Annotated in this window: 12 protein-coding genes; 1 reads left to right on the top strand and 11 read right to left on the bottom strand. The window is 60.1% G+C overall.

Going from position 1 to position 15,777, the window contains the following annotated elements:
- Window positions 1-10 precede the first annotated feature (10 nt).
- The 3 genes from KHO31_RS20690 to KHO31_RS20680 all read right to left on the bottom strand — a co-directional run bounded on the left by KHO31_RS20690 (window position 11) and on the right by KHO31_RS20680 (window position 2,467).
- Window positions 11-1,261 carry an ATP-grasp domain-containing protein gene (locus tag KHO31_RS20690; protein WP_236071370.1) on the bottom strand — a complete coding sequence of 417 codons (1,251 nt, stop codon included), beginning with the start codon at window positions 1,259-1,261 and terminating at the stop codon, window positions 11-13.
- A gap of 117 nt (window positions 1,262-1,378) precedes the next feature.
- Complete coding sequence (locus KHO31_RS20685; RefSeq protein ID WP_211624066.1) at window positions 1,379-2,131, bottom strand: hypothetical protein; 753 nt, start codon at window positions 2,129-2,131, stop codon at window positions 1,379-1,381.
- Between the two features lie 33 nt (window positions 2,132-2,164).
- Window positions 2,165-2,467 (bottom strand): 2Fe-2S iron-sulfur cluster-binding protein, encoded by a 303-nt coding sequence (locus tag KHO31_RS20680; protein ID WP_211624064.1) that lies wholly within the window; start codon window positions 2,465-2,467, stop codon window positions 2,165-2,167.
- Window positions 2,468-3,097: 630 nt separating this feature from the next.
- On the opposite strand from KHO31_RS20680, the gene KHO31_RS20675 reads away from it, so the two are divergent.
- Window positions 3,098-4,507 carry an aminotransferase-like domain-containing protein gene (locus KHO31_RS20675; RefSeq protein WP_201082951.1) on the top strand — a complete coding sequence of 470 codons (1,410 nt, stop codon included), beginning with the start codon at window positions 3,098-3,100 and terminating at the stop codon, window positions 4,505-4,507.
- Between the two features lie 125 nt (window positions 4,508-4,632).
- Here KHO31_RS20675 and KHO31_RS20670 read toward each other — a convergent pair whose 3' ends face one another.
- From KHO31_RS20670 to aspS, 8 genes are all read right to left on the bottom strand, one after another.
- Complete coding sequence (locus KHO31_RS20670) at window positions 4,633-5,403, bottom strand: enoyl-CoA hydratase (RefSeq protein WP_211624062.1); 771 nt, start codon at window positions 5,401-5,403, stop codon at window positions 4,633-4,635.
- A 119-nt stretch (window positions 5,404-5,522) separates the two neighbouring features.
- Entirely contained in the window at window positions 5,523-6,722 is a 1,200-nt protein-coding gene (locus tag KHO31_RS20665; protein WP_201082863.1) for an acetyl-CoA C-acyltransferase, read from the bottom strand.
- Between the two features lie 14 nt (window positions 6,723-6,736).
- Window positions 6,737-9,172 carry a 3-hydroxyacyl-CoA dehydrogenase/enoyl-CoA hydratase family protein gene (locus KHO31_RS20660; protein WP_211624060.1) on the bottom strand — a complete coding sequence of 812 codons (2,436 nt, stop codon included), beginning with the start codon at window positions 9,170-9,172 and terminating at the stop codon, window positions 6,737-6,739.
- Window positions 9,173-9,297: 125 nt separating this feature from the next.
- Window positions 9,298-11,085 (bottom strand): acyl-CoA dehydrogenase C-terminal domain-containing protein, encoded by a 1,788-nt coding sequence (locus KHO31_RS20655; protein WP_201082858.1) that lies wholly within the window; start codon window positions 11,083-11,085, stop codon window positions 9,298-9,300.
- A gap of 99 nt (window positions 11,086-11,184) precedes the next feature.
- On the bottom strand, window positions 11,185-11,784 hold the full coding sequence (locus tag KHO31_RS20650) for a TetR/AcrR family transcriptional regulator (RefSeq protein WP_169490252.1): 600 nt from the start codon (window positions 11,782-11,784) through the stop codon (window positions 11,185-11,187).
- Between the two features lie 227 nt (window positions 11,785-12,011).
- Complete coding sequence (gene clsB, locus KHO31_RS20645; protein ID WP_201141727.1) at window positions 12,012-13,271, bottom strand: cardiolipin synthase ClsB; 1,260 nt, start codon at window positions 13,269-13,271, stop codon at window positions 12,012-12,014.
- The gene (gene nudB / locus KHO31_RS20640) at window positions 13,268-13,768 is read right to left on the bottom strand and encodes a dihydroneopterin triphosphate diphosphatase (protein WP_201086655.1); all 501 of its coding nucleotides are present in this window, start codon (window positions 13,766-13,768) and stop codon (window positions 13,268-13,270) included. The genes clsB and nudB overlap by 4 nt, the downstream gene beginning before the upstream one ends.
- Before the next feature lie 178 nt (window positions 13,769-13,946).
- Window positions 13,947-15,746 carry an aspartate--tRNA ligase gene (gene aspS, locus KHO31_RS20635; protein WP_201082854.1) on the bottom strand — a complete coding sequence of 600 codons (1,800 nt, stop codon included), beginning with the start codon at window positions 15,744-15,746 and terminating at the stop codon, window positions 13,947-13,949.
- Window positions 15,747-15,777: the final 31 nt, after the last annotated feature.

Here is a 15,777-nt window from a genome sequence, read left to right as displayed (position 1 = left end):
GCTTGTCCGCTCATGCTCTACTGTCCTTTCGGGGTTCAGCGGCCTGATAGCGCACCGCGATGGCCGTCGCGGACGACGCCAGCAAGCGCGTCAGATCGCGGTCGCGTTGCTCACGCGGCATGTGCCAGAGAATCTGTCCGATAAAGACCTCCCGTGCCGCCGGTTCAATTTCGTCTCCCTCCTTCAACAGCACCTGCGTGAGTACGGGAGCCGGTTCAGTAGGTTCGACCTGGATACTTTCGATTCGCCCTGGTGATGCAAAATAGACCCGGAAAAAGGTCGCCTCGTCGGTCGGCGCCACCCCCTCTTTCGAGTACGACAACTCGGCGACAGCGCGGATGTAATCCGGCGATGGCTTGCCGTCCGACTGAAAAACCAATTGATCGAGCCACAAATCGAGCAGGCTGGCGGTCCCGTTGAGCGCCAGGACACTACGCGAAATAAGACTGCCACCGACCCGCGGATTGACCTCGATCAACCCCCAACGGTACCCGTCGAACCGTGCTTCGATGTGAAAGCATCCCCAATCCAGCTTGAGGCAGGTCAGCACCGAAGCGATCCACGACAACCCCGCGGCGATCTGATCGCCCGTCAGCGATGAAGGTGGACTTGTACAGCTGTTCTCCAGCACGGTCCCGTCACCTTCCGTTAGTTGACATTTTTCATGAATGCCCACGACGAACGGCGTGCCGGCCACCGCCAGAACCTCGAAACTGAACTCCGTGCCAGAGATGTATTCTTCCGCCATGAACGTGAGCTGTGTTCCGAGGACAGAGGTGTACACCGTGTCCTTTTGAGCCTGACTGGCAACTGCTTCGAGAGCCGACCAGGTCGTCTCCTGAGTCAGCCGGAAGGCTCCATAAGAGGCAATGCCGCGAACGGGCTTGACGAAGTACGCCCCACGGTCGTGTTTGAGCGCTTCGAGCACCGCAGGCGTGAGAGTTTGAGCACTCACGTTCGTGAGTCCGGCGTCCTTCAGCGTAAGACGCACGTGGAGCTTGTCGCGTAGTTGCTCCACTCGATCCCACGGAAGGTCGGCAACGCCCTGTAGCGCGTTGCCGTATGCCATCAGCGCACGATAGCCTTCCCAGACGCTGATACACCCCTTGATACAAAAGCCGCGGCCACGCAACGAAGCAATGGCGTTCTCGACGTCGCGTGTGCTCAATTCATGAGCATCAGTCACAAACAGTTCTTCGACCATGCCCTGCAGAGCAGCGAGCCTGCTCGCACCGTGCTCCGGCAGTGGTTTGGATGTCAATATCCATGCATCCAGACCTCTTGCGTGGCAGGCTGCAACAAGATCTTCCGCGAACGAGAATCCGCAGTGACTAAGGATGAGAACGCCATCGGACTTCATTGTGTCTCCCCGTTAGCATCAGGCCGCAGCTTCGAGCGCCGAGCCGATCTTGTCTTCGTAGAGCTCTTTGAAGTACATCGCCAACACAGTCTGGTGTTCGGCAAGGTAGCGCTTCAATTCATCAATGTCCGCCTCGCTGCGAATCAGGTGACGAATGGCAGCCCAGACTTCGCCGGGATGATCGTCGTTGATGTCTGTGTGCGAGTGCGAGATCTGCTCACCAATGCTCCGCTCACCGACCGATTCCTTGAGCGCCTCAAGCTTGCGAGGCTCCAGCTTCACATTGACGTATTCCACCAGATAGGAATAGGCGACGACGCCGAGTGGCCCTTCGTGGTCGAGGAGATAGGAGAAATAGCCCGTCAGCAACTTGGTTGACAGATACGGCTCGGTTGCGAGGAATGCTTCTCGGGACACACCGGCTCGTTCGAGATCCTGAATGAAGAGCTCGTCATGGAGCATTTCCTCGCGCTCGTAGTTCGCCCAGATCTGGGCTGCTTCGGGGCTGCGCTTCGCGATTTCCACAAGCGCCTTCGCTTCGGAAACGCGCAACAGGCGGATACGCCACGCCGTCTCGATCAGGTGGCGCTGATAGTAAGTCGAGTCGACCGTCTTGCCTTCCAGATGGGCCGCGTACGGCACGGTTTTGTACCACTGATCGATTTGACCATCGATAATTGAGTCGATCTGCGCGCGCAACTCCGCAGAGCGAGCCGCGTTGATGAACGGAATCCGATTTTCATAACCGACATTTTTGACCCGATTCTTCATGACTTTTTCCTTCCTGTTGAATCTATTGAATTTTCATTCGTGCAGCGAGGACACTGCCCGGATTCTCACTGCGCCGTTCAGGTGACATTGGCAGGCGAGCCGGAATGTCTCCCTCGAATAGCCGAGCGTCTCAAGGAAGCGCTGCTCATCGCACCCCTTGATGCCCAGGTTCGCCAGTCCTTCGACGACCTCAACCACGCAAGCGCCGCAGGCTCCCACCTTGCAGCCAAATGAAACCGACTCCTGGTCGTACAGTTCGAACTCGAGTTCGGTAAGGCAACTGCCAGGCAACAGCCGTGCTTCAAGGCCTTGGGGATCGATTACGACTTTAAACACACGCCCTCCGTCCGGTCATATCAACCCCTGCTTTATCTTCACCGGAATCCGGATTCGACCCAAAAGTCCCTGCAACAAAAATACACAAATCATCCGGAACGGAAACTTAATAGCCGCCCACTATTTCATTAAAATCGTTATCTGAAAAATAAGACACGCGAACCCATGTTGGCGATCTTTAATTTTCCGGAGCCAGACGAATTCTTTACTAGCAACAACAATTCGCTACGCTTTCTCAGCAGGGAGGTCGCAATCATTTGATGCCTCACGATTTATCCGGGCAAATAAAGTGAAAAGCGTCGATGGCCATAACGTGCGACCACATAGACAGTCAAACAAAATCACCCCCCTCCATTCACAAGAATTTATTGATAAAAATTAAGAACCTGCATTTATAAATGTAGGCATCCGAAAAAATTCAGTTTCAACGAATGGCGTCGTGACAACTTTCACGTCAAACTGCACCCACAAACTCATTGTCTTTTCAACAACACAGCCGAATGGCTTTTTAAATGACCACCGCAGCGGCGATCGAATTACATCTTTGCGCAAAAAATCGCTCAATGGAATAAACACTTCAACCGTGTCACCAGAAAGTGTATATTGCGATGCGGTGAACACTTTTGGACAATGCATTCCATGAAAATCGTGCTTGATGCTTCAAAAGGCGTTTCACTCGCGGAGCAGCTGACCTGCCAACTAGAAGAAATGATTCGCTCACGGCAAGTGCAGGTTGGCGCCAAATTACCTTCCATCCGGCAACTTGCAGCATCGCATCAGATCAGCCGCTTCCCGATCATGGAGGCCTACGATCGGCTGGTTTCAAAAGGGCTGATCCAGCCGAAGCACGGCTCCGGGTTTTACGTGACCGGACGCGTCGATACTCACGATCACTGGTTCAGAGGAGCCAATCCGTGCGTCGCCAGAGCAGCGTCGGGCAATATCCTGCAGCAATTCACTTCCGCTGGCGATGCTCTCCCCCTGTCGAGCGGATTCATCCCCGAGGCGTGGCGTGACGTGGAAGGCATCGCGCAAGCGATGCGGCAGATCTCGCGCAAGGACACTGCGAGTCTGGTTGACTATGCCGCCCCGCAGGGCGACGCCACGCTCCGGGAGCAGATCTCCCGGCGACTCCTCCTACTGGAAATCGAGACACGCCCGCAGCATATTCTCGTCACGCACAGTGCGAGCCATGCGCTCGACCTCGTCGCCCGAACGATGCTCAGGCCAGGCGACACCGTGTTCGTCGAAGATCCGGGCTATTTCAATCTCTTCGGACTACTCAGACTCCAAGGCATCCGGCTGATAGGCGTTCCGCGCTCTCGCACCGGTCCCGACCTCAGCGTCATCGAAGATCTGCTAACGGTTCACCGGCCGAAGCTCTTCTTTGTCAATACGGTGTTCCAGAATCCGACGGCGACTAACATCGCCCCGCAAGTCGCATTCCGGCTGCTACAACTCGCGCAGCTACATGATTTTTCGATCGTCGAGGACGATATCTATGCGGATTTGCAGGCGGTGCCGTCGCAGCGGCTCGCCGCGCTGGATCAACTGAATCGCGTCATTTATGTCGGCGGCTTCTCGAAGACGCTGTCGTCTTCCCTCCGGCTCGGATACATCGCAGCGCATCCCGAGCTGATTGGCAATCTCATGAGCGTCAAGACGCTAACCAGTATGGGCGGCACCAAACTTGCCGAAAGCATCGTTGCGACGCTGCTGGAACGGGGGATTTACAGAAAGCACATGGAAAAGCTGCGCTACCGGGTGGACGACGCGCTGGCGTACGCAGTCGAGCAATTGCAGCGTTCGGGCTGGGAAGTTTTCGAGCAACCGTGCGGCGGGATGTTCGTCTGGTCCAGAGTGCCAAACGTCGACGACTCTGCCGTGCTGGTTGCCGAAGCTCAAAAATTCGGCATCACAATTGCACCTGGCGCGAATTATCGGCCGAACAACGAGACGTCTCCGTGGTTGCGGTTCAACGCTGCTTACATGCGAGACAATCGGACGTTGACTTTCCTTGCCAGCACATCGCGCCTGTAGGAGCCGCGCTTCAATCGCCGAACTGAGCGGCTCCCGGCGTCGTAGATAATTCTGGATGGGTGATGGACGGCGCGAGTGGCGCGAGCGCCACGACACGCCGGGAGGCAATAAAGGCCGACAAAGCCCTACGGGAAGGAACGGAAGTCCGGCTTGCGCTTCTCGAAGAACGCCGTGAACGCCTCGCGCGCTTCCGGCGCAAGCAGCATCTTGGCGAAGTGCACCGCTTCCTCGGTCATCTGCGTTTGCAGTTCATGCTGGCTGGCGCGCTTCATCAGGCTCTTCGTCACCCGCAGCGACGACGCCGGCAGTGCTGCCAGCTTCGCCGCTTGCGCGACTGCGAATGCTTCGACTTCAGCCGCGGGCAGCACGCGATTCACGAAGCCCATGCGTTGCGCTTCGGCGCCGTTGAATGCTTCGCCTAGCAACAGCTTTTCCGCTGCGGCCTGATAACCGGCCACGCGCTGCAAAAGCAAACTCGACGCTGCTTCCGGACACAGTCCAAGTTGCGCGAACGGCAACGAAAAGCTCGCCGTATCCGCCGCATAGACCAGATCGCAATGCAGCAGGAGCGTCGTACCGATGCCGACCGCCGGCCCCGCCACGGACGCCACCACCGGCTTTTCCGCCGAACTGATCGCACGCAGGAACTGGAATACCGGCGAGTTTTCGCCGCCTGGCGGCTTCTTCATGAAGTCGTCGAGATCGTTGCCGGCGCTGAAAATGCCGGCGCTGCCGCGAATCAGAATCGCCCGAATCGACGCATCGCCTTGCGCTTCAACCAATGCGTCGGCCATCGTCTGATACATCGCGGCCGTGATCGCGTTTTTCTTGTCGGGCCGGTTGAAGGCAATCGTCAGCACGCCGTCGGCGCGCTCGACCAGAATATCCATTGTCATCTCCTCGTACTCCTTGCTGAATGGAAAAAACGGTTCGCAAGCCAGGTGGCCTGCGAACCGTTTCCGCGGTCCCTAGGGGATCGCTGCGGCGATCACCGCGGGGACCATGGCGAACACGATTACAGACGTTCGATGATGCCCGCCGCGCCCATGCCGGTACCGACACACATCGTCACCATGCCGTATTTGAAGTTACGGCGGCGCAGGCCGTGCACAACCGTCGACGCACGAATCGCGCCCGTCGCACCCAACGGGTGGCCAAGAGCGATCGCGCCGCCGAGCGGGTTGATCTTCGACGGATCGAGACCGAGGTCCTGAATCACCGCCAGCGATTGCGCGGCGAACGCTTCGTTCAGTTCGATCCAGTCCATGTCTTCGATCTTCAGGCCGGCGGCCTTCAGTGCCGCCGGAATCGCTTCCTTCGGACCGATACCCATGATTTCCGGCGGCACGCCGCGCACGGCGAAGCTGACGAAACGGGCGAGCGGCGTCAGGTTGAATTCCTTCAACATCTTTTCCGACACGACGATCAGTGCACCCGCGCCGTCCGACGTCTGCGAGCTGTTGCCCGCCGTGACCGAACCCTTGTTCGCGAACACCGCGCGCAGTTTAGCCAGACCTTCCAGCGACGTTTCCGCACGCGGGCCTTCGTCGAGTGCGACTTCACGCGTCTTGATACGCACTTCGCCGGTAGCGAGGTCGGGGAAACGCTCGGTAATGGTGTACGCGGCGATTTCGTCGTTAAACTCGCCGGCTTGCTGCGCGGCGATCGCACGGCGGTGCGATTCGACCGAGAACGCGTCTTGCGCTTCGCGGCTGATTTTCCAGCGCTCGGCGACCTTCTCCGCGGTGAGGCCCATTCCGTAGGCGATGCCGATATCTTCGTTGCGATCGAAGATATGCGGCGACATCGACGGCTTGTTGCCCATCATCGGCACCATGCTCATCGATTCGCAGCCGCCTGCGATCATCGCGTCCGATTCGCCGACGCGGATGCGGTCAGCCGCCATCGCCAACGCGGTGAGACCCGAAGCGCAGAAGCGGTTCACTGTGACGCCGCCCACCGTATTCGGCAGGCCCGCCAGCAATGCGCCCATGCGCGCGACGTTCAGGCCTTGTTCCGCTTCCGGAATCGCACAGCCGATGATCGCGTCTTCGATCACCTTGGTGTCGAGGCCGGGCACTTGCGCCACGGCCGATTTGATCGCGTGCACCAGCAGTTCGTCCGGGCGCGTGTTCCTGAACATCCCGCGCGGCGCCTTGCCGATCGGCGTGCGGCTCGCGGCGACGATGTATGCGTCTTGCAATTGCTTTGCCATTTAAAGCTCCTCGCTTAATTACGCACCGGCTTGCCGGTCTGCAGCATGCCCATGATCCGTTCCTGCGTCTTTTGCGTGCCGAGCAGATCGACGAACGCTTGACGCTCGAGTTTGAGCAGCCATTCTTCGTCGACGAGGCTGCCGGCTTCCACGTCACCGCCGCACACCGCTTCCGCGATGCGGCTGGCGATCAGGAAATCGTGTTCGCTGATGAACCGGCCGTCGCGCATGTTGACGAGCGATGCCTTGATGGTCGCAATCGCCGAGCGGCCCGCCACCGGCACTTGCGTGACACGCAGCGGCGGACGGTAGCCCGCGGCGGACAGCGCACGCGCTTCCTTCTTCGAGATGTCGAGCAGTTCGAACACGTTGAAGACGATCGTGTCGGACGGCTTCAGGTAACCCATTGCGCGGGCGTCGAGTGCCGAGGCCGAAACCTTCGCCATTGCCGCGTTTTCGAACGACTTCTGCACGAACTTCAGCAGGTCGTTGGTCGCGCCGGCTGCCGTCGCGGCTTCCGCTGCGCGCAGTGCCGCTTCCTTCAGGCCGCCGCCGGCGGGCACGAGGCCCACGCCGACTTCGACCAGACCGATGTAGCTTTCGATGTGTGCGACACGCTTCGCGCTATGCAGCGCCAGCTCGCAGCCGCCGCCAAGCGCGATGCCCGACACGGCCGAGATGACCGGCACACTCGCGTATTTCACGCGCAGCATGCCTTGCTGGAACTTCTTCACGAACGGCTCGATGCCTTTTGCGCCGCCCATCATGAACGCAGGCATGGCTTCTTCGAGGTTCGCACCTGCGGAGAACGCGCCGCCCGGCGTGCCGAGTTTCAGCGAGGTCGGCTGCCACACGACCAGACCCTTGTAGTCCTTTTCGGCCAGTTCGATAGCCTGCGTCAGACCGTCGATCACCGACGGTCCGATCGTGTTCATCTTGCTTTTGAACGACACGATCAGGACGTCGTTCTCGCCAGCACGGTCGTCGACCCACGCGCGCACGGCATCGGTTTCGAACAGCGTCTTGCCGTAGGTCTTCGGATCCGCCAAAGTTTCGCCGACCAGCGGAGCGCGGAACACCTGCTTGTCGTAGACCGACAGCGACGAGCGCGGCACAAACGTTTTCGAAGCCGGCGACCACGAACCTTCGTTCGTATGCACGCCGCCCTTTTCGGCAACCGGACCTTCCAGCACCCACGACGGCAGCGGCACGTTCGACAGCGCCTTGCCTGCCGCGATGTCTTCCTGCACCCATTCCGCGACCTGCTTCCAGCCGGCCGTCTGCCAGCCTTCGAACGGACCTTCGTTCCAGCCGAAGCCCCAGCGGATGGCCAGATCGACGTCACGTGCGTTGTCAGCGATCGATTCGAGATGCACGCCGATGTAGTGATACACGTCGCGGAAAATCGCCCACAGGAATTGCGCTTGCGGATGCTCCGACTCGCGCAGGAGTTTCAGACGCTCTGCTGGCGGACGCTTAAGAATGCGGCCGACCAGTTCGTCCGCTTTCGCGCCGCCGTCGACATACTCGCCCGTCTTCGGGTCGAGCACCTTGATCGCCTTACCTTCTTTCTTGTAGAAACCGCCGCCGCTCTTCTGACCGAGCGCGCCCTTCTTCACCAGTTCAGCGAGCACAGCCGGCGTTTCATAGACCGGGAAGAACGGATCGTCCTTCAGCGTGTCCTGCATCGTCTTGATGACGTGCGCCATGGTGTCGAGGCCGACCACGTCGGCGGTGCGGAACGTTGCCGACTTCGCTCGGCCCAGACGCGAACCCGTCAGGTCGTCCACTTCGTCGAAACGCAGGCCGAACTTTGCGGCTTCGGTCACCACTGCGAGGATCGAGAAAATACCGACGCGGTTGGCGATGAAGTTCGGCGTGTCTTTCGCCCGCACAACACCCTTGCCGACCACGCTCGTCAGGAACGATTCGAGTTGGTCGAGGATTTCCGGACGGGTCGTCGCGGTCGGGATCAACTCGACCAGATGCATGTAGCGCGGCGGATTGAAGAAGTGCACGCCGCAGAAGCGCGCCTTCAGCTCATCCGAGAAACCGTTCGAGAGTTCGGTGATCGACAGACCCGACGTGTTGGTCGCGAAGATCGCATTCGGTGCGATGTGCGGCGACACCTTCTTGTACAGGTCGTGCTTCCAGTCCATGCGTTCGGCGATCGCCTCGATCACGAGGTCGCACTCGGCGAGCTTTTCGATGTCGTCGTCGTAATTGGCGGGCTGGATGTATTGCGCGTCGTCCTTCACGCCGAACGGCGCGGGCGACAGCTTCTTCAGATTCTCGATCGCCTTCAGGGCGATCGCGTTCTTCGGGCCTTCTTTTGCAGGCAGGTCGAACAGCAGCACGGGCACCTTGGCGTTGATCAGGTGCGCTGCGATCTGCGCGCCCATCACGCCGGCGCCGAGCACGGCTACCTTGCGAATGATCAGATTGCTCACGTCGTTCCTCCGGGGAGTTATGCAGTGTCGCGAATGTGTCTCGCACGTTTCGCGATGTGTGGCTTGTGACGGTGGAAGGCGCCACGCCTCTTGAGAGCGTGGCGCTTGCCGTAAAGGTATGTGCCTTAGAACAGCGACTCTTCGACGTCCATCATCGACTTCGAACCCGCGCGAGCCTGACGGATCGTCATCGCCGTTTCCGGCAGCAGCTTCGCGAAGTAGAAGCGTGCGGTAGCGAGCTTCGCCTTGTAGAACGGATCGCCCGATGCTTCGTTGTTCAGCGCGATACGTGCCATGCGCGCCCAGAAGTACGAGAACACCAGGTGGCCGACGGTGCGCAGATACGGCACGGCGGCAGCGCCGACTTCGTCCGGGTTCTGCATCGCCTTCATGCCGATTTCCATCGTCAGCTTCTGCACCTTGTCGCCGATGTCGGCGAGCGGGTTGATGAACTCCTGCATTTCCGGCTTCACGCCTTCGGCTTCAACAAAGTCCGACACCAGCTTGCCGAACTTCTTCATCTTCGCGCCCATATCGCCAAGAATCTTGCGGCCCAGCAGGTCGAGCGCCTGAATCGCGTTGGTGCCTTCGTAGATCATGTTGATACGCGCGTCGCGCACGTATTGCTCCATGCCCCACTCGGTGATGAAGCCGTGGCCGCCGTAGATCTGCATGGCGTGGTTGGTGCTCTCGAACGCGTTGTCCGAGAGGAATGCCTTCAGGATCGGCGTGAGCAGCGCGACCAGATCCTCAGCTTCTTTACGCACCGATTCGTCGGCGTGCGACAGTTCCTTGTCGATGTGCAGCGCGGACCAGTACGAGAACGCGCGCGCGCCTTCGGCGTAGGCCTTCTGCGTGAGCAGCATGCGGCGCACGTCCGGGTGGACGATGATCGGGTCAGCGGCTTTTTCCGGCGCCTTCGGGCCGGTCAGCGAACGCATTTGCAGACGCTCTTTCGCGTACGTCAACGAATTCTGATAACCGATTTCGGTCAGGCCCAGGCTCTGCATGCCGACGCCCAGACGCGCGGCGTTCATCATCACGAACATCGCGTTCAAGCCCTTGTTCGGCTCACCGACCAACCAGCCCTTCGCGTTGTCCAGATTTATCACCGCGGTCGCGTTGCCGTGAATACCCATCTTGTGTTCGATGGAGCCGCACTTCACGCCGTTGCGCTCGCCCGGCTCGCCCGCCTCGTTCGGCACGAACTTCGGCACGATGAAAAGCGAAATACCCTTGGTACCCTTGGGTGCGTCCGGCAGACGTGCGAGCACCAGGTGAACGATGTTCTCCGCGAGATCGTGTTCGCCGCTGGAGATGAAAATCTTGGTGCCGCTGATCGCGTACGAGCCGTCGCCGTTCGGTTCGGCCTTGGTACGCAGGATGCCGAGGTCGGTGCCGCAATGCGGCTCGGTCAGACACATCGTGCCGGTCCAGACGCCTGCGACCAGCTTCGGCAGATAGCGCTGCTGCAGTTCCGGCGTGCCGTGCGCGTGCAGACATTCGTACGCGCCATGCGACAGACCCGGGTACATCGTCCACGCCTGATTTGCCGAGTTCAGCATTTCGTACAGCGCGTTGTTGACGAACGCGGGCAAGCCCTGGCCGCCGTATTCCGGATCGCAGCCAAGTGCCGGCCAGCCGGCTTCCACATATTGCTTATAGGCTTCCTTGAAGCCCTTCGGCGTGGTCACCACGCCGTCGCCGACGTACGTGCAGCCTTCCTGGTCGCCGCTGTGATTGAGCGGGAACAGCACTTCGGAACAGAACTTGCCGGCCTCTTCGAGCACGGCGTTGATCGTGTCCGCATCGAGATCCGCGTGCTTCGGCATCTGCTTGATCTCGGCTTCGACGTTAAGCAGCTCGTGCAACACGAATTGCATGTCGCGCAGCGGCGCGGCGTACTGTCCCATGACTCTCTCTCCCAAGTTTGACAAGGAGCCAGGCCGTTAGCTGAGTCCGTGGATCGGATCTTTCAGCGCCGCTGAATCTGCTTGATTTCGGCGGCTCTGCTAACGGCTTTCGCTCTGATACGAAACAATTAATTTTTCCAGCGCGGCCCACGTAAGACGCACCGCATCCGGCAAGTGCAGGAAGCGCGCGTCGTGATGCAGGCCGAGCGTGACGCTGTAAAGTTCGAACAGCATCAGCTGCGGATCGGTATCGGCGCGCAGATGCCCTTCTTCCATCGCCTGCGAAATCGCACGAGTGAGCGCCGCACGCCAGATCGTCACGCTCGACACCAGTTGCTCACGCACCGGGTTGTCTCCGCGGTCGTCGTACTCGACGGCGCCGCTGATGTAGATGCACCCTGTGGTGACTTCCTGAATGCGTTTCTCGATCCAGCGGGAAATCATCGCGCGCAAGCGCGGCAATCCACGAGGCTCACGCAAACTCGGGAAAAACACCTCGTCTTCGAAACGACGGTGATATTCGCGCACGACTTCGACCTGCAAATCCTCGCGCGACCCGAAATGCGCGAACACACCGCTTTTGCTCATCTGCATGCGCTCGGCCAGCAGCCCAATCGTCAGACCTTCCAGTCCGTCGCGGCTTGCCAGATCAAGTGCTGCTTCGAGAATCGCGACTCGTGTTTGTTCGCCTTTTCGCATAGCTTTTTTACCGTTCTAATGTGACCGAAAGAAAATCGAACGGCCGTACTATTATTGAGTGCAGCCGCCCGCGAAACAAGGACTTTATTAGAAACCGGTTTCTAACCCGGTTTCAATTCTGCGGCATCCGTCAATCAGAGGAAGGAGATTTTTTAGAGGCGTTTGCCTTCTTTTGCTTCCTTTCATTGACACCGCGCCCTTGCGCTTACGTGAGTGTGGAGGAAGCGCTAGTCATAGCCACCCACCGTCAACAGCTTCATCGCCGCCCGGTAAGCGGTGTAGGCCAGCCAGTTGAGCAGCCGCTCGCCGGCCGGACGGGCCTCGTAGCGCGCCTCGTCGATCCGGCGCGAATCCTTGAACGCGACGAGGATCGCTTCGCGCAACGCACCAATCGACGGGTCGTTCACCAGCACCACGTTAGCTTCATTGTTGAGCATCAGGCTCAGCGCGTCGAGGTTCGACGACCCGACTGTCCCCCAGTTCGAATCCACCACCGCGACCTTGCCGTGCAGCAGGGTTTTCTCGTACTCGGCGATCTGCACGCCGGCTTTGAGCAGCGCACGATACAGGAACGGCACCGCGTAATCGAGCGCTTTGAACTCCTTGCGCCCGATGATGAGCTTCACGTCGACGCCGCGTCGCGCCGCGAATACCAGCGCGCGCCGCAGCTTGCGGCCCGGCATGAAATACGGATTGGCCAGCAGCACTTCGCTGCGCGCCTGGCCGATGGCGGTCAGATATGCCTTTTCAATGGCGCGGCGGTTGATCAGGTTGTCACGCGCGACGAAGGCCACGCAAGGCTGGCCGCCGGCCCATAGCGCCTCGTTACGATTGCGGCGGCGGCGGCGCAAGGTGCCGAGGGACGCCATGGTCTTCGGCCCGAAATCAGGCTCAAGCGACTCCAGCGGCCGATGCCCAAGGTGAATGCGCCGCCATTGCACCTCGAACGCCTGGCGGATATCGGCGACCACCGGCCCGTGCAGTTCTACCGCGAAGTCCCAGCGCCGGTAGGGCAGCTTCTCACCATTGTTCTCGTAGTCGTCGACGATGTTGATGCCGCCGCAATAGCCGAACCGATCGTCCACCACCGCGATCTTGCGATGCGTACGCGAGAAGCCGAAGCGGCCGAACAGATGCGGGTTGTAAATGCGATGGTCGATGCCGGCGAGCGGCCACTCATTGAACATCGGCAGGCGCGCAGTCCCGATGCCGTCGGTGATCACGCGCACCTTCACGCCGCGGGCCGCCGCGCGAACCAGCGCGGCGCTCACGTCCTGGCCAGCGTTGTCGTCGCAGAAGATATAGGTTTCCAGGACAACGTCGCTCTGCGCCGCGTCGATGCGTTCTATCAGCGCCGCGAAAAACTCGTCGCCGGAACGCAGCAGCTTGACGTCATTGCCGCTGGTAAAGCGGTAGCGCTGCCAGTAGCGGCGGCCGAGCAGCGATTGCCGGAGTCGCGCGAAACGGCGCGCGCCGCCGACGCTCACCGGGCACGCTCCTCGGGCCGGCCATTCAGGCGCCCAGCGAGCCGCTTCGGCAATTGCAGGATCGCGTCGGCATTTGACGACGAAAAGCAGCGTGAGGCCGCCTCTTCATAGGGCAGCCACAGGAATGCGGTGTGCTCGCGCGGCGCGAGCGCCACTTCCAACTGCTCGGGCACTTCCAGGCTGAACCAGTGCTCGGTGTTGTGGATCACGCCCTCGGCGTAGCGATGCCGGAACTGAGGGTAGATCTCATATTCGATCGAGTACTGCCAGTCGAATAGCGCGCTTTGCGGCACCAGCTTGCTGCCGACCACAATGCCAGTTTCCTCGGCCACTTCGCGCGCCGCCGTCTCGATGAAGCGTTCGTCGAACTGGTCTTTCGAACCGGTCACCGATTGCCAGAAATCCGCGTGATCGGCACGCCGAATCAACAGCACGTCGAGCGAGGGCGTATGAATGACGACAAGTACGGATTGCGGGATTTTCGGCGGTTTCGGCATGGCGTAAAAACTGGGCGCAACGCTTGCGCGGTACATGTCGGCGAGTGGTCCAATGAGCGGTCGAGACCGGTTGCTTCGACTGTAACGCAAAAAACGAAAAAGGCGCATCACGCGCCTTTTCGTTTCGCTTTTTCGTCACCTCTGCTGTCGTTTTCAGACAGCTTCAGTTTGATCCCGCTTAGACCTTCGGTTCCGGCTGGCGCAGGCGGATGTGCAACTCGCGCAACTGGCGCTCGTCCACTTCGCTCGGCGCCTGCGTGAGCAGACACTGCGCGCGTTGCGTCTTCGGGAACGCGATCACGTCGCGGATCGAATCGGCGCCGGCCATCATCGTGATGATGCGGTCCAGACCGAATGCGATACCGCCGTGCGGCGGCGCGCCATATTGCAGCGCGTCGAGCAGGAAGCCGAACTTGGCTTGTGCTTCTTCCGCGTTGATCTTCAGCGCGCGGAACACCTTGCTCTGCACTTCTTCACGATGGATACGCACCGAACCGCCGCCGATTTCCCAGCCGTTCAACACCATGTCGTAGGCCTTGGCGAGGCAGCGCGCCGGATCCGTTTCCAGATACTCGAGGTGCTCGTCCTTCGGACTCGTGAACGGGTGATGCGCGGCGACGTAGCGGTTGTCTTCTTCGTCGTACTCGAACATCGGGAAGTCGACCACCCACAGCGGCTTCCAGCCGGATTCGACCAGACCGTTGGCCTTGCCGAATTCCGAATGGCCGATCTTCAGGCGCAGCGCGCCCAGGCTGTCGTTCACCACCTTCGCGCGATCCGCCGCGAAGAAAATGATGTCGCCGTCTTGCGCGCCGGTGCGCTCGATGATCGCCTTGACCGCTTCGTCGTGCAGGTTCTTGACGATCGGGCTTTGCAGACCGTCACGGCCCTTCGCCACTTCGTTGACCTTGATCCATGCCAGACCCTTCGCGCCGTAGATGCGCACGAATTCCGTGTAGCTGTCGATATCGCCACGCGAAAGCTCGCCGCCCTTCGGCACGCGGATTGCCGCAACGCGGCCGTCTTTCGTGTTGGCCGGCGTGCTGAACACCTTGAAGTCGACGTCCTTGACGGCATCCGTCAGGTCCGTGAATTCGAGCTTGACGCGCAGGTCCGGCTTGTCCGAACCGAAGCGGCGCATCGCTTCCGAGTACTCCATGACCGGGAATTTCTCGGCCAGTTCGACGCCGATCGTTTCCTTGAACACGTGACGGATCATCGCTTCGAACAGATCGCGGATTTCCTGTTCCGACAGGAACGAGGTTTCGCAGTCGATCTGCGTGAATTCCGGCTGACGGTCGGCGCGCAGGTCTTCGTCGCGGAAGCACTTGACGATCTGGTAGTAGCGATCGAAGTTCGCGACCATCAACAGCTGCTTGAACAGCTGCGGCGATTGCGGCAGCGCGAAGAACTGACCCGGGTTGGTACGCGACGGCACGAGGTAATCGCGCGCGCCTTCCGGCGTGCTCTTCGTGAGCATCGGCGTTTCGATGTCGATGAAACCCAGCGAGTCGAGGTACTTGCGCACTTCGATCGCGACGCGGTAGCGCAGACGCAGATTGTGCTGCATCTGCGGACGGCGCAGATCGAGCACGCGGTGCGTGAGGCGCGTGGTTTCCGACAGGTTGTCGTCGTCGAGCTGGAACGGCGGCGTGATCGACGGGTTCAGCACGATCAGCTCGTGGCACAGCACTTCGATCTTGCCGCTCTTCAGCGAGGCGTTCGTCGTGCCTTCCGGGCGGGCGCGAACCACACCCTTGATCTGCAGGCAGAACTCGTTGCGCACGCCTTCGGCCGTCTTGAACATCTCCGCGCGATCCGGATCGCAGACGACCTGAACGAGGCCTTCGCGGTCGCGCAGGTCGATGAAGATGACGCCGCCATGGTCGCGGCGGCGGCTTACCCAGCCACACAGCGAGACAGTTTGGCCCAGCAGTTCTTCGGTCACCAGACCGCAGTATTCAGATCTCATCGACATGATGTTTGTCTTTCGTTTTGCATTAGTTGAA

The organism is Paraburkholderia domus, assembly GCF_905220705.1.
Taxonomy (GTDB): Bacteria; Pseudomonadota; Gammaproteobacteria; order Burkholderiales; family Burkholderiaceae; genus Paraburkholderia; species Paraburkholderia domus.
The sequence above is the reverse complement of the archived record's forward strand: the minus strand, read 5'-3'. Positions and strand labels throughout refer to the sequence as shown.

Excerpts from the sequence above, each read along its gene's own strand:
- KHO31_RS20685 (WP_211624066.1), bottom strand. The coding sequence starts at position 2,131 with ATGAAGAATCGGGTCAAAAATGTCGGTTATGAAAATCGGATTCCGTTC.
- KHO31_RS20675 (WP_201082951.1), top strand. The coding sequence starts at position 3,098 with ATGCATTCCATGAAAATCGTGCTTGATGCTTCAAAAGGCGTTTCACTC.
- KHO31_RS20670 (WP_211624062.1), bottom strand. The coding sequence starts at position 5,403 with ATGACAATGGATATTCTGGTCGAGCGCGCCGACGGCGTGCTGACGATT.
- KHO31_RS20665 (WP_201082863.1), bottom strand. The coding sequence starts at position 6,722 with ATGGCAAAGCAATTGCAAGACGCATACATCGTCGCCGCGAGCCGCACG.
- KHO31_RS20655 (WP_201082858.1), bottom strand. The coding sequence starts at position 11,085 with ATGGGACAGTACGCCGCGCCGCTGCGCGACATGCAATTCGTGTTGCAC.
- KHO31_RS20650 (WP_169490252.1), bottom strand. The coding sequence starts at position 11,784 with ATGCGAAAAGGCGAACAAACACGAGTCGCGATTCTCGAAGCAGCACTT.
- nudB (WP_201086655.1), bottom strand. The coding sequence starts at position 13,768 with ATGCCGAAACCGCCGAAAATCCCGCAATCCGTACTTGTCGTCATTCAT.
- aspS (WP_201082854.1), bottom strand. The coding sequence starts at position 15,746 with ATGTCGATGAGATCTGAATACTGCGGTCTGGTGACCGAAGAACTGCTG.